General features: G+C 65.0%; 21 protein-coding genes. 11 read left to right on the top strand and 10 right to left on the bottom strand.

The features are described from left to right. Positions 1-9: 9 nt before the first annotated feature. A complete protein-coding gene (gene petA, locus FJ940_RS15450; RefSeq protein WP_140496036.1) occupies positions 10-570 on the bottom strand; it encodes a ubiquinol-cytochrome c reductase iron-sulfur subunit in 561 nt (186 codons plus the stop codon). 311 nt (positions 571-881) lie between these two features. Between petA and FJ940_RS15445 the strand changes: the two genes are divergently transcribed. Next, a complete protein-coding gene (locus tag FJ940_RS15445; RefSeq protein WP_140496037.1) occupies positions 882-1,226 on the top strand; it encodes a cupin domain-containing protein in 345 nt (114 codons plus the stop codon). Positions 1,227-1,355: 129 nt separating this feature from the next. Further along, positions 1,356-2,240 (top strand): alpha/beta hydrolase, encoded by an 885-nt coding sequence (locus FJ940_RS15440; protein WP_140657073.1) that lies wholly within the window; start codon positions 1,356-1,358, stop codon positions 2,238-2,240. On the opposite strand, the gene FJ940_RS15435 is transcribed toward FJ940_RS15440, so the two are convergent. The 5 genes from FJ940_RS15435 to FJ940_RS15415 are packed head-to-tail and all read right to left on the bottom strand — an operon-like array spanning position 2,221 to position 7,354. Then, a complete protein-coding gene (locus FJ940_RS15435; protein WP_140496039.1) occupies positions 2,221-2,532 on the bottom strand; it encodes a DUF6665 family protein in 312 nt (103 codons plus the stop codon). The genes FJ940_RS15440 and FJ940_RS15435 overlap by 20 nt on opposite strands. 1 nt (position 2,533) lies before the next feature. Beyond that, the gene (locus tag FJ940_RS15430) at positions 2,534-3,001 is read right to left on the bottom strand and encodes a GNAT family N-acetyltransferase (protein ID WP_140657071.1); all 468 of its coding nucleotides are present in this window, start codon (positions 2,999-3,001) and stop codon (positions 2,534-2,536) included. A gap of 4 nt (positions 3,002-3,005) precedes the next feature. Continuing rightward, entirely contained in the window at positions 3,006-4,889 is a 1,884-nt protein-coding gene (locus FJ940_RS15425) for an ABC transporter ATP-binding protein (protein WP_140496430.1), read from the bottom strand. A gap of 13 nt (positions 4,890-4,902) precedes the next feature. Beyond that, entirely contained in the window at positions 4,903-6,804 is a 1,902-nt protein-coding gene (locus FJ940_RS15420) for an ABC transporter ATP-binding protein (RefSeq protein WP_140624170.1), read from the bottom strand. A gap of 28 nt (positions 6,805-6,832) precedes the next feature. Continuing rightward, complete coding sequence (locus FJ940_RS15415) at positions 6,833-7,354, bottom strand: hypothetical protein (RefSeq protein WP_181167235.1); 522 nt, start codon at positions 7,352-7,354, stop codon at positions 6,833-6,835. Positions 7,355-7,637: 283 nt separating this feature from the next. Between FJ940_RS15415 and FJ940_RS15410 the strand changes: the two genes are divergently transcribed. Then, positions 7,638-8,111, top strand: a complete 474-nt coding sequence (locus tag FJ940_RS15410; RefSeq protein WP_140516924.1) for a tRNA (cytidine(34)-2'-O)-methyltransferase — start codon at positions 7,638-7,640, stop codon at positions 8,109-8,111. A gap of 150 nt (positions 8,112-8,261) precedes the next feature. Next, positions 8,262-8,732, top strand: coding sequence for a redox-sensitive transcriptional activator SoxR (gene soxR, locus FJ940_RS15405; protein WP_140496043.1), 471 nt, complete (start codon positions 8,262-8,264; stop codon positions 8,730-8,732). Between the two features lie 68 nt (positions 8,733-8,800). Here the strand turns inward: soxR and FJ940_RS15400 are convergent, their stop codons facing one another. Continuing rightward, positions 8,801-9,058 carry a hypothetical protein gene (locus tag FJ940_RS15400; RefSeq protein WP_140496044.1) on the bottom strand — a complete coding sequence of 86 codons (258 nt, stop codon included), beginning with the start codon at positions 9,056-9,058 and terminating at the stop codon, positions 8,801-8,803. A 119-nt stretch (positions 9,059-9,177) separates the two neighbouring features. On the opposite strand from FJ940_RS15400, the gene hemF reads away from it, so the two are divergent. The 3 genes from hemF (at position 9,178) to FJ940_RS15385 (ending at position 11,064) form a co-directional block, all read left to right on the top strand. Further along, on the top strand, positions 9,178-10,092 hold the full coding sequence (gene hemF / locus FJ940_RS15395) for an oxygen-dependent coproporphyrinogen oxidase (RefSeq protein WP_140496045.1): 915 nt from the start codon (positions 9,178-9,180) through the stop codon (positions 10,090-10,092). Positions 10,093-10,401: 309 nt separating this feature from the next. Next, on the top strand, positions 10,402-10,662 hold the full coding sequence (locus FJ940_RS15390) for a DUF1344 domain-containing protein (RefSeq protein ID WP_140516926.1): 261 nt from the start codon (positions 10,402-10,404) through the stop codon (positions 10,660-10,662). 216 nt (positions 10,663-10,878) lie between these two features. Beyond that, on the top strand, positions 10,879-11,064 hold the full coding sequence (locus FJ940_RS15385) for a DUF1059 domain-containing protein (RefSeq protein WP_140496047.1): 186 nt from the start codon (positions 10,879-10,881) through the stop codon (positions 11,062-11,064). Positions 11,065-11,122: 58 nt separating this feature from the next. On the opposite strand, the gene FJ940_RS15380 is transcribed toward FJ940_RS15385, so the two are convergent. Genes FJ940_RS15380 through FJ940_RS15370 form a run of 3 tightly spaced genes read right to left on the bottom strand, consistent with a single transcriptional unit; the run spans position 11,123 to position 13,660 of the window. After that, positions 11,123-12,388, bottom strand: a complete 1,266-nt coding sequence (locus tag FJ940_RS15380) for a CCA tRNA nucleotidyltransferase (protein WP_140657069.1) — start codon at positions 12,386-12,388, stop codon at positions 11,123-11,125. Continuing rightward, the gene (locus tag FJ940_RS15375; protein WP_140524963.1) at positions 12,385-13,017 is read right to left on the bottom strand and encodes a CoA pyrophosphatase; all 633 of its coding nucleotides are present in this window, start codon (positions 13,015-13,017) and stop codon (positions 12,385-12,387) included. The genes FJ940_RS15380 and FJ940_RS15375 overlap by 4 nt, the downstream gene beginning before the upstream one ends. 13 nt (positions 13,018-13,030) lie before the next feature. Continuing rightward, on the bottom strand, positions 13,031-13,660 hold the full coding sequence (locus FJ940_RS15370) for a DUF1285 domain-containing protein (RefSeq protein ID WP_140517010.1): 630 nt from the start codon (positions 13,658-13,660) through the stop codon (positions 13,031-13,033). Positions 13,661-13,795: 135 nt separating this feature from the next. Here FJ940_RS15370 and FJ940_RS15365 point away from each other — a divergent pair, with 135 nt between their 5' ends. The 4 genes from FJ940_RS15365 to FJ940_RS15350 all read left to right on the top strand — a co-directional run bounded on the left by FJ940_RS15365 (position 13,796) and on the right by FJ940_RS15350 (position 20,774). After that, a complete protein-coding gene (locus FJ940_RS15365) occupies positions 13,796-14,800 on the top strand; it encodes a MoxR family ATPase (RefSeq protein ID WP_140496049.1) in 1,005 nt (334 codons plus the stop codon). Beyond that, positions 14,800-15,813: a DUF58 domain-containing protein gene (locus tag FJ940_RS15360; RefSeq protein ID WP_140657067.1), complete on the top strand. Its 1,014-nt coding sequence runs from the start codon at positions 14,800-14,802 to the stop codon at positions 15,811-15,813. The genes FJ940_RS15365 and FJ940_RS15360 overlap by 1 nt, the downstream gene beginning before the upstream one ends. Further along, positions 15,810-18,632 carry a DUF4159 domain-containing protein gene (locus FJ940_RS15355; protein ID WP_140496051.1) on the top strand — a complete coding sequence of 941 codons (2,823 nt, stop codon included), beginning with the start codon at positions 15,810-15,812 and terminating at the stop codon, positions 18,630-18,632. Before FJ940_RS15360 ends, FJ940_RS15355 begins: the two co-directional genes overlap by 4 nt. A 63-nt stretch (positions 18,633-18,695) precedes the next feature. Continuing rightward, positions 18,696-20,774, top strand: a complete 2,079-nt coding sequence (locus FJ940_RS15350; protein ID WP_140496052.1) for a hypothetical protein — start codon at positions 18,696-18,698, stop codon at positions 20,772-20,774. The last annotated feature ends 3 nt before the right edge of the window (positions 20,775-20,777 follow it).

Genomic DNA, 20,777 nt, shown 5'->3' with positions numbered 1-20,777 from the left:
TCCCCTGCCTCAACCGATAAGGATCTTGGTATCGGAAATGAACTTGAATACCGGCACAGCCATGTTCTCGGGCGCCGGGCCTTTGCGGATGCGGCCGGCGGTGTCGTATTGCGAACCGTGGCAAGGGCAGAACCAGCCGCCGAAATCGCCTTCCTGACCCAGCGGAATGCAGCCCAGATGCGTGCAGACCTGAACCATCACCATCCAGGCTTCCTTGCCGGGCGTGGTGCGGTTGGCGTCGGTCGCCGGCGCGTCGGCCGGCAGGTTGGCGTTGCGGGCGATCGGATCCTTGAGATCGGCGAGATTGACGGCCTCGCCGTCCTTCATCTCTTTTTCGGTGCGGTTGCGCACCACGACCGGCTTGCCGCGCCACTTGACGATCAGCGACATGCCCGGCGTCAGCGAGGAGACGTCGACCTCGACCGAGGCGAGCGCCAGCGTCGAGGCATCGGGGCGCATCTGGTCGATGAACGGCCACGCGACGGCGCCCGCGCCGACCACGGCGGCCATGCCCGTGGCGACGTAGAGAAAATCTCGACGGTTGGGATCCTGGGTGTCGGTTGCGCTCACGGGTGCCTGATCCTTTCGCCTCTTCCGTGCCGGTGGGCGAGCCTTGTTCCCCGCTCATTCACGCCAACCCGACAGCGCATGGCGAACAGGCTAGCGAATTCCTCCGGCATTTGGACTTCGGTTTATGCGTGAAGCCCGTTTTTGTCCAGACGGGTGAAGGCACAAGGGCAGATTGTCGCGGGGACGAAATCCGGCACCCCGCGACAAGACGGCGGATGACCGTGAAACACCGCCAAACAGCGGGGAACAGTAGCGAATCCGGGGGTCAGCTTCGCCTCGACACCTGGCTCCGGGGGGGCTATCCTGCCCCCATGGCGCATGTCATAGACCGCGAGGAATGGGCTGTTCGCCCCGACCGCTGGAAGGGCGAGTTGCAATGTGCCCCCTACGGTTCCAACTCCTGCCTGATCTTCAACTACCTGCCGGAGACCGGCGGCGGACCGCGCCTGCATTCCCATCCCTACGCCGAGATCTTCATCATCCGCCAGGGCATCGGCCTGTTCACGGTCGGCGGTGAGGAGATCGAGGCCTCCGCCGGCCAGATCGTCATCGTGCCGCCCGGCACGCCGCACAAATTCACCAATCTCGGCCCCGGCCCGCTGGAAACGACCGACATCCACGAGAACGGCACTTTCATTACCCAGTGGCTGGAGTGATCCAGGCCCAGGTGGTTCCTGGAAAAGTATGAAACGGTTTGCGTCCGCAAACGGGTCAAACAATCCAGCCCTGTCGGTCTTCCGATCGCCGCCTAGATCTATGGCATAGGCAGCCGGCAGGGCCAGGACATGCAAACCTCGAACATCGAAATCGAAGGGCTGAGCATAGCGATCCGCGAGGCAGGCCCGGCTGAAGCGCCTGCATTCCTGCTGCTGCATGGGTGGCCGCAAAGCTCCTATGCGTTCGAAGGGGTGATCGGCCGGCTGGCTGCCGAGTACCGTGTCGTCGCACCTGACCTGCCCTGCATCGGCGGCTCGCAAGGCATGCCTGAGGCCGGCGACAAGAGAACTCTGGCGAGGCTGATGAGAGGCGTTGCCGAGGCCTGCGGGCTGCGGCACCTCGTGGCGGCCGGTCATGATGTCGGCGGCCAGATCGTGTTCGCCCTGCTGCGCGACCATCCCGAGATCCTTTCCGGCGCGGCGATCATGGATGTCGCTGTTCCGGGTGTCGCGCCGTGGGAAGAGGTCATTCGCAATCCGCGGATCTGGCACTTTGCCTTCCATGCCGTCCCGGCGCTGCCGGAAACGCTGGTGAGCGGCCACCAAAGCACCTATTTCGACTTCTTCTTCAATGTGCTTTCGAAGGATCGGGCATCGATCCCGGCGCAGGCCAGGGAAATCTATGCGAGAGCCTACTCCCGGCCTGAAAGCCTCCAGGCCGGTTTCGATTGGTATCGCGCCTTCCCCGAAGACGCCAAAGCCAATGCCGCGCGGCCCGCGGCGCCTACAGCTATTCCGGTGCTGTATCTCAGGGGCTCGGCCGAGTCCGGCGACATCGGCGACTATGTCGAGGGCCTCAGGGCCGCCGGGCTTTCGAATATCGAGGGCGACATCATTGCCGACAGCGGGCACTTCGTCCCCGATGAGAACCCCGAAGCGCTCGCCAGCCGCCTGGCGAGATTCCACAGGGAAATCGGCGCGGCAAGCGCCAACCCTACATGGCGCCGAGCCTGACCAGCACCGCCTTCGGGATGTTGTATTCGCGGATGACGGCATCGTGCTTTCGAAGACCGCACAGTTCGCGCTGGATGAAGTAGCCATGCACCGCCACCGCCGCCTCCTTGAGCAGCCGGGGACGCAACTGCTCGTCGCCATTGTTGCGCAGCCGGGCCAGCGTTTCTTCGACGCGTTGTCCGGCGCGGCCGAGTGCCGCCGCCTTCTCGGCGAGGACTTCATGGCCGAGCGCGTCGAAGGCGGCTTCGGCGGCAGAGGCACTGGTCAGACGGGACGGCGGACGCAGGGACATTTCAGCCTCCTTTCGCGAAAATCATCCGGTGCGTGACGAATTCTTCGCCCGCCACCGGCGCGAAGCCAAGCCGCTCATAGAAGCCGAAGGCTTCCTGCGGCGCACGGGTGTTGAGCACGGTGAAATAGTGGCGTGCCCTGTCGACAACGGTCTCAACCAGCATGCGGCCAAGGCCGGTGCGCCGATGGCGCGCGCCGACGAACAGATGCCGGACCCGGCCATGGTTCCTGCCCTCGAAATAGGGATCGATGTTCAGCCCGCACACGCCGGCGAGTTCGCCGCCGTGCCATGCTCCGAACAGTGCCTGGCCGTGTTTCAGGAACTTGTTGCGGCCGCTTGTCCAGCCGTCGCGAAGCCGCACCAGCATCCAGTAGCCTTCCCGCCGGCTCTCTTCCATCAGCGCATCGAAGGCCGGTGTCGTCGGCCGCAGCCGTTTCAGCAGATAGTCGGTCTCATGCGTCGCGCCCATGCCGCTACTCCGCCGGCCGCGTCTCTTCCAGCACGGCTTCCTCATGATAGAGGAAGCCGCCGGACTGACGCTTCCACAGCCGCGCGTAGAGCCCGTCGAGCGCCACCAGTTCATCATGCGTGCCTTGTTCGACAATGCGGCCGCCGTCGAGCACGACGAGGCGGTCAAGCGCGGCGATCGTCGACAGCCGGTGGGCGATGGCTATGACCGTCTTGCCTTCCATCAGCCGCGTCAGGTTTTCCTGGATCGCCGCCTCGATGTCGGAATCGAGTGCCGAGGTCGCCTCGTCCAATATCAGGATCGGCGCATCCTTGAGGAAGACACGCGCGATCGCCACGCGCTGGCGCTGGCCGCCCGACAGTTTGACGCCGCGCTCGCCGACATAGGCCTCGTAGCCCTGTCGGTCGCGATTGTCGCGCAAGGTCAGGATGAAATCATGCGCCTCGGCTTTCCTGGCCGCCGCGATCACCTGCGCGTCGGTGGCGTCGGGCATGCCGAGTTTGATATTGTCGCGCAGCGAACGGTGGAAAAGCGCTGTGTCCTGACTGACGACGCCGATATTGGCGCGCAGCGAATTTTGCGTCACCTGCGAGACATCCTGGCCGTCGATGGCGATCTTTCCGCCTTCGAGTTCGTACAGCCGCAGGATAAGGTTGGCGAGCGTGGTCTTGCCGGCGCCGGACGGCCCGACCAGCCCGACCTTCTCGCCCGGCCGCACCACGAGATCGATGCCGTTGAGCACGCCGAACCCCTTACCGTAGTGGAACTCGACATTCTTCACCTCGATGCGCCCGCCGGCCACGACCAGTTCCCGGGCGTCGGGTGCGTCGACCAGACCGAGCGGCTGCGAGATCAGCGCCTTGGAATTCTCCAGCACGCCGAGATTGCGCAGGATGCTGTTGAGCTGCATCATCAGCCGGCCAAGCAGCATGTTGAGCCGCAGCACCAGCGATAGCGTGAAGGCGACCGCCCCGACGGTGATCGAGCCCTCGACCCAGAGATAGACGGCAAAGCAACCGATCGCCGTGATCATGATGCCCGACAGCGTCGTCAGCGCCATGCGCACGCCGGTCAGCCGGCGCGTGAACGGGCGCAACGCGTCGAGATAGATGTCGAAGCCGCTCCTGATGTAGCGGTCGTCGCCATCGGCGGAGAACAGTTTCAGCGTCTGCACGTTGGAGTAGGAATCGACGATGCGGCCGGTGATCATCGACCCCGCCTCGGCGGTCGCCTCGGCATGTTTGCGGATTGCCGGCAGATAGAGCCTGGCCAGCCAGGCGAAGGCGGCGATCCAGATCAGCACCAGCACTGCGAGCCTGATATCGAGCCCCGCGACCAGCGCCAGCGTCGTCACCGTATAGACGATCATGAACCAGACGACCTCGATGAAGCTTTCCATCAGGTCGCCGGTCGCTTGCCCAGCCTGCCAGACTTTTGTCGCGATGCGGCCGGCGAAATCGTTCTGGAAGAAGGAGTAGGACTGGCGCGACACGTGCCGGTGCGCCTGCCAACGCACCAGGTTGTAGAAGCCAGGCGTGATCGTCTGCTCGTCGACCAGGGCCGACAGGCCGACGACGATGGTGCGGACGACCAGCACCACGACGATCATGAACACAAGTTCCGGCCCGGCGGCCGTCCACAGCGCATGCCAGCTGCGTTCGCCGGGAAGCTGGTCAAGGATGTCGACCAGCCGCCCGACAAAGTAGAACAGCCCGGCCTCGACCAGCGGCGCGATGCCGCCGATGACCAGCATGGCGAAGAAGGCGAACTTGGCCTGGCCGACATAGTGCCAGAGAAAACCGGCGACGCCGGACGGCGGCCGAAGATTCGTGGGCTCCCTGAACGGATAGACCCAGTTCTCGAACCAGCGATAGACGGCTGTCATCATGCGGCGGCGGCCATCATTCAGCGGCTTGTCCCTTTGCGCCAACGTCATTGGCAACAACGTCGCTTGCGGCACCGATCGGGCCGTCATCCAGCAGGAAACCGCCCGACTGGCGCTGCCAGAGCTGCGCGTAGAGCCCGCCCTTGGCCACCAATTCCTCGTGCGAACCTTCCTCGATGACGCGTCCCTGGTCCATCACCACAAGCCTGTCCATCGCCGCGATGGTCGACAGCCGGTGGGCGATGGCGATGACAGTCTTGCCTTGCATGAGCTTGTAGAGGTTCTCCTGGATGGCCGCTTCCGCCTCGGAATCCAGCGCCGACGTCGCCTCGTCAAGGATAAGTATGGGCGCGTCCTTCAACATAACGCGAGCGATGGCGATGCGTTGCCGCTGGCCGCCGGACAGTTTGACGCCGCGGTCGCCGACATAGGCGTCGAATCCCTTGCGGCCGCTATGGTCCGAAAGCCCGGCGATGAAGTCCAGCGCCTCGGCGCGCCGCGCAGCCTCGACAAGCATGTCGTCGCTGGCGTCGGGCCGGCCATAGAGGATGTTTTCGCGCACCGAACGATGCAGCAACGAGGTGTCTTGCGTGACCATGCCGATCTGGGCGCGCAGTGAATCCTGTTTCACCGCTGCGATCTCCTGGCCGTCGATCAGGATACGGCCGGCTTCGAGGTCGTAGAATCGCAGCAAAAGGTTGACCAGCGTCGACTTGCCGGCGCCGGAGCGGCCGACAATGCCGACCTTCTCGCCCGGTTTCACCACCAGCGACAGGTTCTCGATGACGCCCTTCTGCTTGCCATAGTGGAAGCGGATGTCCTCGAAGCGTATCTCGCCTTTGGAGACCGTGATCTCCTTCGCACCGGGCCTGTCCTCGACAAGGCGCGGCAGCGAAATCGAGGCGATGCCGTCCTGCACCGTGCCGATATTCTCGAACAGGCCCGACATTTCCCACATGATCCACTGCGACATGCCCCACATCCGCAGAACCAGGCCGATGACCACGGCGACCGCGCCGATCGTCACCGCCTGGCCCAGCCACAGCCACAACGAGATGGCGGTAACCGAGAACAGGAGAAGCGCATTCAGGATGTAGAGCGAGCCGAACAGCACCGTCACCAGCCGCATCGACCGGTAGACCGTGTCGAGGAAGCCCATCATGCCCTCCTTGGCGAAGGAGGCCTCGCGGCGGGCATGGCTGAACAGCTTGACCGTCTGGATGTTGGAGTAGCTGTCGACAACGCGGCCGGTCATGACCGAGCGCGCATTGGCCTGTTCCTCGCCGACCTTGCCCAGCCGAGGAATGAAATAGCGCAGCAGAAGGATGTAGCCGACCATCCAGACGCCGAGCGGTGCGGCCAGCCGCCAGTCGGCCGAGCCGACGATGAGCAGCATGCCGAGGAAATAGACGATGACGTAGTTCAGGACGTCGATCACCTTGATCACGCATTCGCGCACGGCGAGTGCCGTCTGCATCAGCTTGGTGGCGATGCGGCCTGCGAATTCGTCCTGGTAGAAGCTCATCGACTGCTTGAGCAGATAGCGATGCACCTGCCAGCGGATACGCATGGGATAGTTGCCCATCAGCGTCTGCTGGTTGAGCAGCGAATGCAGCCATACCGTGCCAGGCAGCGCGAACAGCACGATAAAGGCCATGCTGGCGAGCTTCCAGCCCTCCGTCTGCAGGAAGGTTTCGCGGTTCTGCGCCGAAAGCCAGTCGACGATGCGGCCGAGGAAGCCGAACATCCACACTTCCGCGATGGCGATTGCCGCCACCAGCACCGCATCGACCAGGATATAGGGCCATGCGCCGCGCGTGTAATGCAGGCAGAAGGCAACCAGCGTCTTGGGCGGCTCGACCGGCTCCGCGCCCGGGAACGGATCGAGCCTTTTTTCAAACCAGCTAAACAACAACATAGGTCATGCTCATGAAATCTGTTTCCGCTCACGCGGCGCGTGAACGTACGAAGTCCTCGGACCGCATGGCGCCGAGGGCCGACGGTCCGGAATCATCCGGACCGTCGGCCCTGCTTCGCGCTATATAGGGGTTCGCGGGCTTTTCGCCGACAGGCTCTTTTGTTGATCCTGACGGTGCGGTGTCGACAAGGCGAATCTTCGCGCCCGGCCGGATCGCCCGGATGATACGGCGCACCAACGAGGGCCGGCTCGGGTCGGGAACCGCGCGCGAGAAATCGACATCGGGCAGCATGCCGCGATGCGGACGCCGGCGAACCTCGGCGTGGACCGCCGACGAATAGGTTTCGCCGATCAGCAGCGCCCAGGTCGGCAGCCGGTGGATATGCAGGCTCCTCGAGCCCGGTATTCTGTAGGGATCGAACATCGGTCCGTCCTCCGTGTGAAAATAGAGATAAAAAGGGTGCTCGACGTCCTGCCGCGGGATCGGCGGCTGATCAGTCGAGACGCGTTGGGGCGGGGCCATCGGCCCCTTCGGCAGCTTGAAAAACATCGCAGGATTCCTTCGAAGACCAGGGAATGGTTTCGGCGGAAATCGGTGCGGAAGCGTCTAAGAGATCAGGAGAACCGTCGTACCGAAACCGCCACCGGGCATGTAAGCCCACGGAGAGGGTGCTGGATGTGCATGGTCATCATGAATTACCCCTCCTTCGGTTCGGGTTGACAATGTACGCTGTATACCCGACTTCGCAGAAAATGGCCACCCGCAGGTCCAGCAATTTCCAAAACCGCGAAGCCGCTGTGGCCGATTTGCCACTTAATAGAAGGATGCGGAAATGAACGACCGTCTCCGCATCGCCCTCTACCAGCCTGACATCGCCGGCAACACCGGCACAATCCTGCGCTTCGCCGCCTGCCTCGGGATCGGCGTCGACATCATCGAACCGACCGGCTTTCCGCTCTCCGATAAAGCGCTCAGGCGCGCCGGCATGGATTACCTCGAAATGGCTGCCCTGACCCGGCATGTCGACTGGCACGCCTTCGAGGAGTGGCGCAAGGCCCGCGCGCGCCGGCTGGTGCTGCTGTCGACCAAGGCCGCGACCCCATACACCAGCTTCAACTTCGCCACTGGCGATATCCTTTTGTTCGGCCGTGAATCCGCAGGCGTGCCGGATCCGGTCCATCAGGCGGCGGACGCGCGGCTGACGATCCCGATGCAGGCCGGCGCGCGCAGCATCAATGTGGCGCTCTCCGCCGCCATGGTGGCCGGCGAAGCCACGCGACAACTGGGCCAGAATGCCATCCGCTGAAGCGGCGGCCACGGTCCCGCCGGCGCCCGCGACACTGCCCTCGCCCGTCATTCTCACCCAGGCGCACATCGCCATCTCCTGTCGTTTGCATGTCGATGGCTTCTTCGCTACAAGCTCAACTTAACTTGAGGTCAAGCGGAAAAGTGCGAGATGGCGCCAGCAGCGGAATTAACGGTTGGCCAAGTGGCCGCGCGCAGCGGTGTCGCGGTGTCGGCGCTGCATTTCTACGAAGCTCGCGGCCTGATCCGCAGCCACCGCACGTCAGGCAACCAGCGCCGCTACGGCCGCGACGTGCTGAGGCGCGTGGCCATCATCAAAATCGCGCAGGAGGTCGGCATTTCGCTGGCCGAGATAGCGACGGCGCTTCAATCCCTGCCCGAGGGCCGCACCCCGACGCGCGACGACTGGAGCCTGCTGTCGACCGCCTGGCGCGACGGGCTCGACCGCAAGATCGGTCAATTGAAGAAATTGCGCGACGGGCTGACCGACTGCATCGGCTGCGGCTGCATGTCGATCGACAAATGTCCGCTCCGCAACAAGGATGACCGGCTGGCCAGGGAAGGAACAGGGGCGAGAAGGCTGGTTCTTCCTTCTCTCGGTTCACGGAGAGAAGGTGCCTGAGCGTAGTGAAGGCGGATACAAGGGGCGACGCCTGTATTGGGTTGTCCCCGTAAACAGGGCGAGGAATTCTAATCCGCCGCCGGCAGGCGCCTTATGGTGAATTCGATCAAATCGCCCGGCCGTTCGAACCAGCTTTCGATCTCGGTCCAGTAGGCCTGCTTGGGGAAGCGCTCGAACCATTCCTTTGCCTTCAGGCGGGCGTCCGAACGCGGCAGGACGAAGGTTTCGCGCAAAAATCCGTCGCGCGGCATGCGCGCACGTTCAGCCCGGCTTTGATCGAGCTTTTTCTTCAGGCCATCCAGCGGCGGTCTTGCCGGGGTGCGCACGAAGGTCTCCTTGCTCCGATCAGATCAGACTTGACCCTTTCCCCTAAGAGATTAGGGATCGCGCCGGCAAAAGACGAGTCATTTGTAGGGGCCGGCCGCCCCGAAACCGGAGACAGCACTTGGAACGACCTGAAATACCGGTTGGCCTGCCCGCCGACATCGAAGAAAAGAAGATGAAGGCACGGCTGTGGTTCGAGGCGCTGCGAGAACGCATCTGCGGCGCCTTCGAGCAGATCGAGCAGGATCTCCAGGGCCCGCTCGCTTCGTGGTCGCCGGGCCGGTTCGAAAGGACGCCGTGGGAGCGTGATTCCGGCAAGGGTGGTGGCGGAACCATGTCGATGATGCACGGCCGAGTCTTCGAGAAGGTTGGCGTCCACACCTCGACGGTTTACGGCGAGTTCTCGCCCGAATTCAGGAAGCAGATGCCCGGCGCCGAGGAGGACCCGCGCTTCTGGGCATCCGGCATTTCGCTGATCGCGCACCCTTGGAACCCCAACGTTCCGGCCGTGCACATGAATACGCGCATGGTCGTCACCTCGCGCCATTGGTTCGGCGGCGGCGCCGACCTCACCCCGGTGCTCGACCGGCGCCGCACACAGGACGACCCCGACACGACAGCCTTCCACCGCGCCATGCAGTTCGCCTGCGAGAAGAATGCCGGCGTCGCCGACCATGCGAAATTCAAGGCCTGGTGCGACGAGTATTTCTTCCTTCCGCATCGCAACGAGCCGCGCGGCACCGGCGGCATCTTTTTCGACTGGCTGCATTCGGGCGAGGACAAAGGCGGCTGGAATGCCGACTTCAACTTCGTCCAGGATGTCGGGCGCGCTTTTCTCGTCGTCTATGGCCATCTCGTGCGAGGCAATTTCAACGAGAACTGGACCGATGGCGACCGCGACGAACAGCTCATCCGCCGCGGCCGTTATGTCGAGTTCAACCTGCTTCATGATCGCGGCACCATTTTCGGCCTGAAAACCGGCGGCAATGTCGCCTCGATCCTCTCCAGCCTGCCGCCGGAGGCCCGCTGGCCGTAAAAAGATGGTGAGCGCGCCGTGAGCCGCATTGATGTCCCATTCGCTTCGAAATGGGCATCGAATGTGGCGCGGGAGCCGTCGCAAAGTTTCTTTTTCGTCTAATAGGCTTCGGAAAAGACTGGGCTATTTGTCGGGACGGGTCGGGAAGCGCCGGCGGTTCGCCTGCGCAATTCCAGGAGTGCAGAGCGGTGCTCCGTTCGGAATTGCGTCAGAACGAAGCGGATCGCGACTCGACGCAACCGGACGGCCCAGGACGATGCGGGACACCTCTGCCAAAAGGGTGCCCGCGCTTTCCAGGAGTACTTCGCAATGCGCAAGATCATTGTTTCGGCCGCAGCGGCTGCCCTTCTTGCTTCCGGTTCGGTGGCATTCGCCGCCGTCAAGCACACCACCGGCACGATCAAGACCTTTGATACGGCGGCCAAAAGCCTGGTTCTCGACAATGGATCGTCTTTTACGCTTCCCCGGACCTTCAAGGATCCTGGCCTGAAGGTCGGCGAGAAGGTCAGAGTTTCATGGGACATGAGCGGCAAGGATAAGGTTGCCGAGGCAGTCAAGATCATGAAGTGATGACCTGCCCATAGGGCTGGCGTAAGAGGGCGGAGCAGCGCTGCTCCGCCTTTTTTTCCGTTGACGGCAATCAATGCCACCCCATCTGTGTTATGGTTTCACCCGCTTGCGGTCCAACCGGTCTTAGGGTCGGACAACGTGCCAAGAAGATGCGGAGTCCCTGCCGCCTTTTGCAGGACGGTCGACCGGACTCCATGGAGGAAAAGGAGAAATCCCATGAAGGAATTCCACTGCGGCTCGCTCGTTCCAGGTTGTGAATGGCACACGCGCGCCGAGGAGGAAGCCGAGGTCATGCGCCGTGCCGTCGAACATATGCGCGAGACGCATGGCGAGACGATCATCCGCGAAACGATGATCGAAGCGATCCGCTCGCGCATCGAGAAGGTCCGCGACGCGGCCTGATTTGGAGCAAGTTCCGGAAATCGCGGCGATTTCCGCCCGGATTGCGTTGACGAATGCTCTATCCGGCCTTCAGGGCCTGCGCGGCGCGCTTGAGCAGCGCGTCGCGATCGGGCCCAAACCCGGCATCGACCCATTCCACTTCGAGATTCCTGAGGATCGCGCCGAGTTTTGGCCCGGGCATCCCCCCGATCGCCGTCAGATCGGCGCCCTTGAGCGGAAACACGGGCCTTTCCCATCTCAATGCGAAGGCGAGAAGTCGGGAAAAGCCGCCTGCCTCGATGAGCGCATCGGTCTGGTCCACCGCGCGCACCCGTGCCGCTGCGAGTGACAGGCGAAGCCGGTCGACGACCCCCTGCCGGTCGCCGCGGTAGAGCGTCTTGGCCAGTTCGCCTTCGGTCGTTTTCGGCTCGATTCCCGGCGTAAGCGCCCAGTCGCGCAAACGGTTTGCTTCCGCCGTCGACAGTCTCAGCCGCTCGGCCAGCGTCTTCATGCGCGCCGCATCCGGCGGCACGATCGCCTCCAGCCTGAGCAGCGGGTCCGCGGTCCAGCCCAGATCCTTCTCGGCTCTGGCCAGGCCGTGGATCGCGTCGATGCCCCATTTCTCGCTTTCCGGCAGCACGCTGGTCAAAACGCTTGCCTGCCGCATCCACAACAGCGCGCGGGACGGATCGGCCGCCGACAACAGCTTCTTGAGTTCGGACCAGACGCGCTCGGCCGAGAGCTGCACGAGCCCTCCCTTCAGCCGGGCGCAAGCCTTCAGCCCCTCAGCGTCCGGCCGGCCTTCGCCATACCAGGCGAAGAAGCGGAAAAAGCGCAGGATACGCAGATAGTCCTCGCGGATGCGCGCTTCCGGATCGCCGATGAAGCGCAGCCGGCGCCCCTCTATGTCGGCGACGCCGCCGACCAGATCGACGACCGTGCCGTCGGCTTCCGCGTAGAGCGCATTGATGGTGAAGTCGCGCCGTTCGGCATCAAGCTTCCAGTCTCGCCCGAACGACACCTTGGCGCGGCGGCCGTCGGTCTCGATATCCGCGCGCAGCGTGGTGATTTCATAAGGCTTGCCGCCGGCAATCACGGTGATCGTGCCGTGCTCGATGCCGGTCGGAACCGTCTTGAACCTCGCCGCCTCGGCGCGGCGGATCGTCTCCTGCGGCAGGCAGGTGGTGGCGATGTCGATGTCGGCGACGGGCTGGCCGATCAGCGTGTTGCGCACCGCGCCGCCGGCGACCCGCGCTGCCTCGCCGCCACTCGCCAGAATGGCAAGCAGGCGCTGCAGATGCTTGTCGCCGAGCCAGTCGGCCCTGTCAGCGATCGAGACCTTCACCCATAGAGCCTTTCATAGAGCGTGCGGATGATGCCGGCGGTGACGCCCCAGATGCGCCGGTCGCCATAGGGCATGTCATAGAAGAACCATTCGAGATCGTTCCAAATGCGGCTGTCCCTGATGTGGTTGGCCGGATCCATGAGGAAGCGCAGCGGCACTTCGAAGGCCAAGTCGACCTCCTCGGCATTGAGCGTCAGCTGGAAAGGCGGCCGCACGATGCCCAGCACCGGCGCGATCCTGTAACCACTGCCCGCGACATAATCGGGCATGCGGCCGATGACCTCGATATGGTCCCGGCCAAGGCCGATCTCCTCGAAAGCCTCGCGCAGCGCCGCCGCTTCCGGACTGGCGTCGGTCGGATCGATCGTCCCGCCGGGAAAGGCCACCTGCCCGGAATGGTTGCGCAGCGTCTCGGCCCGCTTGGTCAAAAGAACCGTGGCATCGTCCTGGTGATCGACGATCGGGATCAGCACCGCCGCTTCGCGCAGCGGTTTCGCCCGGTGGAGGCGCGGATGGCCTGGATTGAAGCGATGATCGCCATAGTCGTCGCCGGCATGCGCCTGCGGCTGCGCGGCAAAGCGCGCGCGCAAATCGGCAATGGAAAAGGGCGTCGGCGTCACCTGGTCCATCATGAACTGTCCGTCACGCGCTCAGCTGCCTCAGCCTGTCGGCCGGCATGATCGGATAGGCCTGGCCTTTCGAACGAACGGCAAACATCAACCTGCCGCCGATCTCGATCTCCTCGCCATGCTCGACCAGTTCGTACATCACCGGCCGCGCCACCAGCGCCTCCAGCCGCCCGCGCACCAGCACATAAGGCTTCAGCCCGCCGGTCTCGTGCTCGTCGACGAAGCGCAGCGGCCGCTCCGGTCCGGCCTCGACGACGTCGCCGACATTGGTGCGGAACGTGATGATCTGGCCCTCGCCGCTGCCCGAGACATCCATCTCGACGGCGATGAAGGGTGCGTCGGCGACGCGGATGCCGACCTTTTCCACCGGCGTCACCAGATAGGTCCTGCCGTCCGCGTCCTTGCGCAGCACCGAGGAAAAAAGCTGTACCAGCGGCATGCGGCCGATCGGCGTGCCGAGATAGAACCAGGTGCCGTCAGCCTTGATTTCCATATCCAAATCGCCGCAGAAGTCAGGATTCCAGCGCTCCACCGGGGCCGGCCCCTTGCCGGCGCGGGCCGCACGCGAGATCAGCGCCTCGAGGCCGCGCGCCTCGGTCGCGGCCGCCAGGCTTTGCTGTCTTTGTTCGGAGCCCTCTGCCATCGTCACGAAATAGTCACTGTTGTTGCGCTTGTCAGCCTAACTCTGTGATTTAAATTTGAAGGCAGGCGCCAGACGGAGCCGAATCGCGGCATTCTGCGTCAAGCTGGTATTTCCAACCACAAGGATCGATGCTGCATGAGCGTGATGGTCAAGGAAAGCCCGATCAGCGAAAAAGACATGATCGCCGAGGCCGAGAAGGCGCTGGCCGACATTTCCAGGGTCCGCGACGGGGTCGGTCGCATCATCTTCGGCCAGGAAAGTGTCGTCGAACGCGCTCTGGTGGCGCTTCTGGCCGGCGGCCACGCGCTGCTGGTCGGCGTGCCGGGCCTCGCCAAGACCAAGCTGGTCGAGACGCTGGGCATCGTGCTCGGCCTCGATTCGCGCCGCATCCAATTCACCCCCGACCTGATGCCCTCGGACATTCTCGGCTCCGAGGTGATGGAGCAGGACGAATTCGGCAAGCGCTCCTTCCGCTTCATTTCCGGGCCGATCTTCGCGCAATTGCTGATGGCCGACGAGATCAACCGCGCCTCGCCGCGCACCCAGTCGGCGCTGCTGCAGGCCATGCAGGAGTATCACGTCACCATTGCCGGTGCCCGCCACGACCTGCCCTCGCCTTTCCATGTGCTCGCGACGCAAAACCCGCTGGAACAGGAAGGCACCTATCCGCTGCCCGAGGCACAGCTCGACCGTTTTTTGATGCAGGTCGACATCCTCTATCCCGAACTCGAGGCCGAGCGCCGCATCCTTTTGGAAACCACTGGGGTCGAGGACGCGAAGGCACAGAATGTGCTGCAGCCGGCGCGGCTGAGGGATATTCAGACGCTGATCCGCCGCATGCCGGTGCCTGAAAGCGTGGTCGAGGCAATCCTGGCCCTGGTGCGCTCGGCGCGCCCCGGCCAGGGCAATGCCGAAACCGACAGGCATGTCGCCTGGGGCCCGGGTCCCCGCGCCAGCCAGGCACTGATGCTGTGCACGAGGGCGCGCGCGCTCTATGATGGGCGGCTGGCGCCGTCGGTCGACGATGTGCGTGCTCTGGCCGAGCCGGTGCTCCAGCACCGCATGGCGCTGACCTTCGCCGCCCGCGCCGAAGGCACCAGCGTGCGCGATGTGGTGGCCAAGCTCGTGAAAGGGATTTGATGGCGCGCATCGGCGAGCTCCAGGCTCCGGCAGCGACGCGTGACGCGCTCGCCCGCGGCCGGTTGCGGGCTTCGCTCGTGCCCGACTTGCTGGTCGAGGCGCGCCGCATCGTCAACACCGTGATCGCCGGCTGGCATGGCCGCCGCAAGCGCGGCATCGGCGAGAATTTCTGGCAGTTCCGGCCCTATGTCGAAGGCGATTCCTCGCGCATCGACTGGCGCCGCTCGGCTCGCGACGACCACACCTATGTGCGCGACCGCGAATGGGAAGCGGCCCATACGGTGTGGCTGTGGGCCGACCCCTCACCGTCCATGCTCTACAAATCGACCGGTGCCGCCGTTTCCAAGCAATCGCGCGGCCTGGTGCTGGCCCTGGCCATGGCCGAGCTGCTGTCGCGCAGCGGTGAGCGCATCGCCTGGCCCGGCCTTACCGATCCGTTCACCGCCCGCAACGGCGCCGAGCGCATCGCCGCCCAGCTCATGCATGCCGGCGACTTGCCGGCCAAACCCGATCTCTCCGGCATCCGCCGCTTCTGCGACATCGTCATCGCCAGTGATTTCCTCGACCCGGTCGAGGAAACGATGGCCTGGCTCGACGTGCTCGCCCGCCATGGCGTGCGCGCGCATCTGATCGAGGTCGCCGACCCGGCCGAGGAGACATTCCCCTATGCCGGCCGCACCGAATTCACCGACCCGGAGAGCGGCGAGAAGCTGACCGCCGGCCGCGCCGAGATGCTGGCCGATGAGTATCGCCTGCTCTATGGCGCCCGACGCCAGGAACTGGCCAGCTGGTGCAAACGGCTCGGCTGGAGCTTCACCGTCAACCACACCGATCGGCTGGCTTCCGACGCCCTGGTACGCCTGCACATGGCGATGACGGATGGCGGTCAGCCCGGGCTGACCGCTATTGGCCACGTCGGCATGATCGCCGGTGGCGATCAGCCCAGGCCGATCGCTGGCGATCGTGGCGGCATGATCGCTGGTGGCGATCAGCCAGGAAAGGCCGTCGCATGAGCTGGCTGCCGCTTTCCTTTGGCGCGCCCATGCTGCTGTGGGGTCTTTTGGCGCTGCCGGTGATCTGGTGGCTGCTCAGGCTGACCCCGCCCAGGCCGCAGACCGAGGTGTTTCCGCCGCTGAAGATCCTGGCGCGCGTGCTGAAGCGCGAGGAAACCCCGCAGCAGAGCCCCTGGTGGCTGACGCTGCTCAGGCTGCTGATGGCGGCGCTCATCGTCGCCGCCCTTGCCGAACCGGTCTTCAATCCGCGCGAGAAACTGCCGGCCGAGGGCGCGGCCCTGGCGCTGGTCGTCGACAATGGCTGGGCAAGCGCCGCCGACTGGAACAAGCGCATCGCAACCGCCGAGCGGCTGATCGCCGACGCCGGTTCGAACGGCGTGCCGGTCATCATCGCCTTCACCGCCGAAAAACCCAATGCCGAGATCGGCCCCTTCGATGCGGCCGCGGCGCTCGACCGCCTGCGCGCGGCAAAGCCGCGGCCGATCCCGACCGACCGGCCGGCGGTCTACGCCCGCGTCGCCGCCGCCCTGGAGCGCCTGCCGGGCGCCAGCGTCGCCGTGCTGGCCGACGGACTGGCGGCGAAGGGCGACGAGGCCGCCTTCAACACGCTCCTGTCCAAAAACGCCGCCCGCGTCGTGTGGGCCGTTGCCGACCGGATGTCGCTGACCGGCCTGACAGGCGCCGAGAACGACGTCGACGGTTTTGCCCTCACCGCCATCCGCGCGCCCGGCGATGCGGCCCCGGCGCAAGTCACCGCTGGCGCCTTCGACGACAAGGGCCGCCGCATCGCTGATGCGACGCTGACTTTCGCACCCGGCCAATCAACCGCCACCGGCACCATGGCGGTGCCGTTCGAGTTGCGCAACGATTTCGCCTCGATCGCGCTCGACGGCGAGCGTCAGGCGGGCGCGGTGCGCGTGCTGGACGAAAGCTCCAAGCGCCGCCGTGTCGGGCTCCTGTCGCAGGCCGAGGCCGACCAGGCGCAGCCGCTGCTATCGCCGCTCTACTATATCAGGCGCGCGCTCCAGCCCTTCGCCGACCTGGTCGAACCTTCCAGCGCCGACCTGGCCGACGCCATTCCGCAGATCCTCGACCAGAAGCCGGCGATGATCGTCATGGCCGATATCGGTACCATTCCCGCACAGATCAGGCCAAGGCTCGTCGACTGGGTTGAAAAGGGCGGCACCCTGGTGCGTTTCGCCGGGTCGCGGCTGGCCGCCGCCGGCAATGACGACGACCTGCTGCCGGTGCGTCTGCGCACCGGCGAACGCTCGCTCGGCGGCGCATTGTCATGGACCACGCCGCAGCCGGTCACCGAATTCCCCAAGGCTGGCCCCTTCGCCGATCTGGCGCCGCCGACCGAGGTGACCGTTTCCAGGCAGGTGCTGGCCGAACCGACGCCCGATATCGTCGAGCGCACCTGGGCAGCGCTTGCCGACGGCACGCCTCTGGTCACCGGCCTGAAGAAGGGCAAGGGCACGCTCGTGCTGTTCCACGTCACGCCCGAAGCAACCTGGTCGAACCTGCCGATCTCAGGCAGCTTCGTCGAGATGCTGCGCCGCATCGTGCAGCTGTCGCGCAACCAGGGAGCCGCCATCGCCAATGCCGAAGCCGCCGCCACCTCGCTGGCGCCCTACCGCATGATAGCGGCCGACGGAATGCTGGTGCCGCCGACGCCGGATGCGCGCCCGCTGGTGCCGGGCGCCGGTACACTGCCGGTGACCTTCGAAAACCCGCCCGGCCTCTATGGCTCGGAAGCCGGCGTTTTCGCCCACAATTTGCTCGATGCGACAAGCACGCTTGCGCCGCTGGCGCGCCCGCAAATCACTGTCCCGGTCACCACAATTCAGTATGCCTTTGACGAATCGCGTAATTTGAAGGGCGCGCTGGTGGCCGCCGCGCTGGCGCTGATGGTGCTCGATACGCTGGCGGTGTTCTGGATGGGCGGCCTGTTGACGCGCAGGCCGCGCCGCGCTGCGGCCGTAACCACCATGGCGGCCATTCTGATCGGGCTCGGCGCGCTGTTCGGCCATGTCGGCCCCGCGCGCGCCGACGATGCCAAGCCTGGCGACACCGCCGCGATAGAGGACATCTCCAAGACCCGGATAGCCTATGTGCTGACCGGCGTGCCCGGCGACGATTCGATCAGTCGCGCCGGGCTCGAGGGCCTGACCCGCTTCCTCATTGAGAAGACCGCGCTCGAGCCGGGCGCGCCGGCCGGCGTCGACATCTCCAAGGACGAGCTTTCGTTCTTTCCCCTCATCTATTGGCCGATCGATCCGGCCGCAGCCATGCCCAGCCAGGCCGCGATTGCCCGTATCGATGCCTATATGCAGCAGGGCGGCACCGTGCTGTTCGACACGCGCGACCAGTTCGCCAACGGCATCGGCGCCGACTCGACCAGCCCCGCCACCGAGCGGCTGCGCGACATCCTCGGCAACCTCAACGTGCCGCCGCTGGAGCCGGTGCCGTCGGATCATGTTCTGACCAAATCCTTCTTCATCCTGCCCGAATTCCCCGGCCGCTTCGCCGGCAGCCCGCTCTGGGTCGAGGCATCGCTCGACGCCAGCAATGCCGAAAACCGGCCGGTGCGTACCGGTGACGGCGTCTCGCCGATCATGATCACCGCCAATGATTTCGCCGGCGCCTGGGCCGTCGACGAGAATGGCGACCCGCTGCTGCCGACCGTGCCCAACGATCCGATGCAGCGCATCTATGCGCTGCGCGCCGGGGTCAACATCATGATGTACATGCTGACCGGCAACTACAAATCCGACCAGGTGCACGTGCCCATATTGCTTGAACGGTTGGGCCAGTAAGATGACGCTCCTTCTTGCGCTCGCTCCCCGGATCGGCCCTCCCTGCAAGGGGGAGGGTAAGGCATGAACTGGTCGATCTCCTTCGAACCGCTGATCTCCTGGCCGCTGCTGGCCCTTGTGCTGGTGCCGCTGGCCCTGCTCGCGGCCGTCGGCCTGTGGTTTCGCCAGCGCGGCGCGGTCCTGCGCCTCGTCGCATTGCTGGCGCTCGCCGCCGCTCTCTTCAATCCGGTGTTCCTCAACGAGGAGCGCGAGCCGCAGCAAAGCGTGGTTGCCCTGATCGTCGACCGGAGCCAGAGCCAGGACATCGGTGAACGGACCAAACAGACCGACGAGGCGCTGGCCGGGCTTGAGCAGCGCCTCGGCCGCTTCAAGCAGTTCGACGTCCGCGTCGTCGAGGCCGGCAAGTCGGAAGCCGCCGAGGAACGCACGGAAACGCGGCTGTTCGGCGCGCTCGAAAACGCCTTCCGCGACGTGCCGCCCTCGCGCATCGGCGGCGCCGTCATGATCACCGATGGCGAAGTGCATGACGCACCCGCCGGCGCGCCTGATTTCAATGCCCCGCTGCACGCCTTGATCACCGGCAACGACCACGAGAAGGATCGCCGCATACGTTTCGAGAACGCGCCCCGCTTCGCCCTCGTCGGCAAGCCGCTCGATATGACCTATCGCGTCATTTCAACCAGCAACGAGACCGGGCCGGTCGATGTGCGCGTTTCGGTCAATGGCGAGCAGGTCGCTGTCGAGCATGCCACCGTCGGCCAGGCCATGCCGCTGCACGTGACCATTCCCGGCGCTGGGCGCAACATCATCGAACTCGCCATCGATCGCGAGCCGGGCGAGCTCACCGACACCAACAACCGCGCCATCGCGCTGGTCGACGGCATTCGCGAGAACCTGCGCGTGCTGCTCGTCTCTGGCGAGCCGCATGCGGGCGAGCGCACCTGGCGCAATCTGTTGAAATCCGACGCCTCGGTCGATCTCGTCCATTTCACCATCCTGCGGCCACCGGAGAAGCAGGACGGCACGCCGATCAACGAATTGTCGCTGATCGCCTTCCCGACGCGGGAACTGTTCGTCGAGAAGATCAAGGATTTCGACCTGATCATCTTCGACCGCTACCAGCACCGCGACGTGCTGCCGATCCTCTATTACGACTACATCTCCGAATATGTCGAAAAAGGCGGCGCGCTGCTGATTGCGGCCGGACCCGAATATGCCGGTGAAAGCTCGATCGCGCGCACGCCGCTGATGTCGGCGCTGCCGGCGATGCCGACCGGCGAGGTCGTCGACAAGGCGTTCTACCCACGCCTCACCGACATCGGCCAGCGCCATCCGGTGACGCGCGGTCTCGACGGTTCTGCCAGCGAGCCGCCGCACTGGAGCCGCTGGTTCCGCACCATAGGCGTGCAGAATCCCGAAGGCGAGGTGGTGATGAAGGGGGCCGACAACCGGCCGCTGCTCCTGCTCGACCGCAAGGGAGAAGGCCGCGTCGGCATGCTTCTGTCCGACCAGGGCTGGCTGTGGGCGCGCGGCTTCGAAGGCGGCGGCCCGCATGTCCAGCTCTACCGCCGCATCGCCCACTGGCTGATGAAGGAGCCAGAGCTCGAGGAGGAACGGCTGACCGCCGACGGGCGCGGCATGGTGCTGGAAATCCGCCGCCAGACCATGGCCGACGACCCCGGCCCGGCCCAGATCATTACGCCCTCCGGCAAGACCATTACCGTCAAGCTCGAGAAATCCGAACCCGGTGTCTTCCTGGGCAGCGCCCAGACCTCCGAGATCGGCCTTTACCAGGTCGGCAATGGCGACCTTACCGCGCTCGCCCATGTCGGGCCGGTCAACGCACCCGAATTCGCCGACGTCGTTTCCACGCAGGACCGGCTGAAGGCTCCCGCCGAAGCCACCGGCGGCAGCGTTCGCAGGCTTGCGGGATCGACCCTTGGAGGCGGCGACGTGACCTTGCCCTCGATCGTCCCCGTACGGTCCTCGGGAGAAGCGTCCGGCGCCGACTGGATCGGCCTGCGCACCACCGACGACAGCGTGCTCAAGGCGGTCTCGCGCGTTCCGCTGTTCGGCGGCTTTCTCGGCCTCGGCCTGCTGCTGCTGGCGATGGGTTCGATGTGGTACCGCGAAGGACGATAGGAG

Source organism: Mesorhizobium sp. B2-3-7 (genome assembly GCF_006442695.1).
Classification (GTDB): domain Bacteria; phylum Pseudomonadota; class Alphaproteobacteria; order Rhizobiales; family Rhizobiaceae; genus Mesorhizobium.
Note: the sequence above shows the minus strand (reverse complement) of the source record. Positions and strands in the feature narration are given on the sequence as shown.

What these genes read in the sequence shown, in the direction of transcription:
- FJ940_RS15445 (WP_140496037.1), top strand. Translation starts at nt 882, where the DNA reads ATGGCGCATGTCATAGACCGCGAGGAATGGGCTGTTCGCCCCGACCGC.
- FJ940_RS15440 (WP_140657073.1), top strand. Translation starts at nt 1,356, where the DNA reads ATGCAAACCTCGAACATCGAAATCGAAGGGCTGAGCATAGCGATCCGC.
- FJ940_RS15435 (WP_140496039.1), bottom strand. Translation starts at nt 2,532, where the DNA reads ATGTCCCTGCGTCCGCCGTCCCGTCTGACCAGTGCCTCTGCCGCCGAA.
- FJ940_RS15430 (WP_140657071.1), bottom strand. Translation starts at nt 3,001, where the DNA reads ATGGGCGCGACGCATGAGACCGACTATCTGCTGAAACGGCTGCGGCCG.
- FJ940_RS15425 (WP_140496430.1), bottom strand. Translation starts at nt 4,889, where the DNA reads ATGATGACAGCCGTCTATCGCTGGTTCGAGAACTGGGTCTATCCGTTC.
- FJ940_RS15420 (WP_140624170.1), bottom strand. Translation starts at nt 6,804, where the DNA reads ATGTTGTTGTTTAGCTGGTTTGAAAAAAGGCTCGATCCGTTCCCGGGC.
- FJ940_RS15415 (WP_181167235.1), bottom strand. Translation starts at nt 7,354, where the DNA reads ATGTTTTTCAAGCTGCCGAAGGGGCCGATGGCCCCGCCCCAACGCGTC.
- FJ940_RS15410 (WP_140516924.1), top strand. Translation starts at nt 7,638, where the DNA reads ATGAACGACCGTCTCCGCATCGCCCTCTACCAGCCTGACATCGCCGGC.
- soxR (WP_140496043.1), top strand. Translation starts at nt 8,262, where the DNA reads ATGGCGCCAGCAGCGGAATTAACGGTTGGCCAAGTGGCCGCGCGCAGC.
- FJ940_RS15390 (WP_140516926.1), top strand. Translation starts at nt 10,402, where the DNA reads ATGCGCAAGATCATTGTTTCGGCCGCAGCGGCTGCCCTTCTTGCTTCC.
- FJ940_RS15385 (WP_140496047.1), top strand. Translation starts at nt 10,879, where the DNA reads ATGAAGGAATTCCACTGCGGCTCGCTCGTTCCAGGTTGTGAATGGCAC.
- FJ940_RS15375 (WP_140524963.1), bottom strand. Translation starts at nt 13,017, where the DNA reads ATGGACCAGGTGACGCCGACGCCCTTTTCCATTGCCGATTTGCGCGCG.
- FJ940_RS15370 (WP_140517010.1), bottom strand. Translation starts at nt 13,660, where the DNA reads ATGGCAGAGGGCTCCGAACAAAGACAGCAAAGCCTGGCGGCCGCGACC.
- FJ940_RS15365 (WP_140496049.1), top strand. Translation starts at nt 13,796, where the DNA reads ATGAGCGTGATGGTCAAGGAAAGCCCGATCAGCGAAAAAGACATGATC.
- FJ940_RS15360 (WP_140657067.1), top strand. Translation starts at nt 14,800, where the DNA reads ATGGCGCGCATCGGCGAGCTCCAGGCTCCGGCAGCGACGCGTGACGCG.
- FJ940_RS15355 (WP_140496051.1), top strand. Translation starts at nt 15,810, where the DNA reads ATGAGCTGGCTGCCGCTTTCCTTTGGCGCGCCCATGCTGCTGTGGGGT.
- FJ940_RS15350 (WP_140496052.1), top strand. Translation starts at nt 18,696, where the DNA reads ATGAACTGGTCGATCTCCTTCGAACCGCTGATCTCCTGGCCGCTGCTG.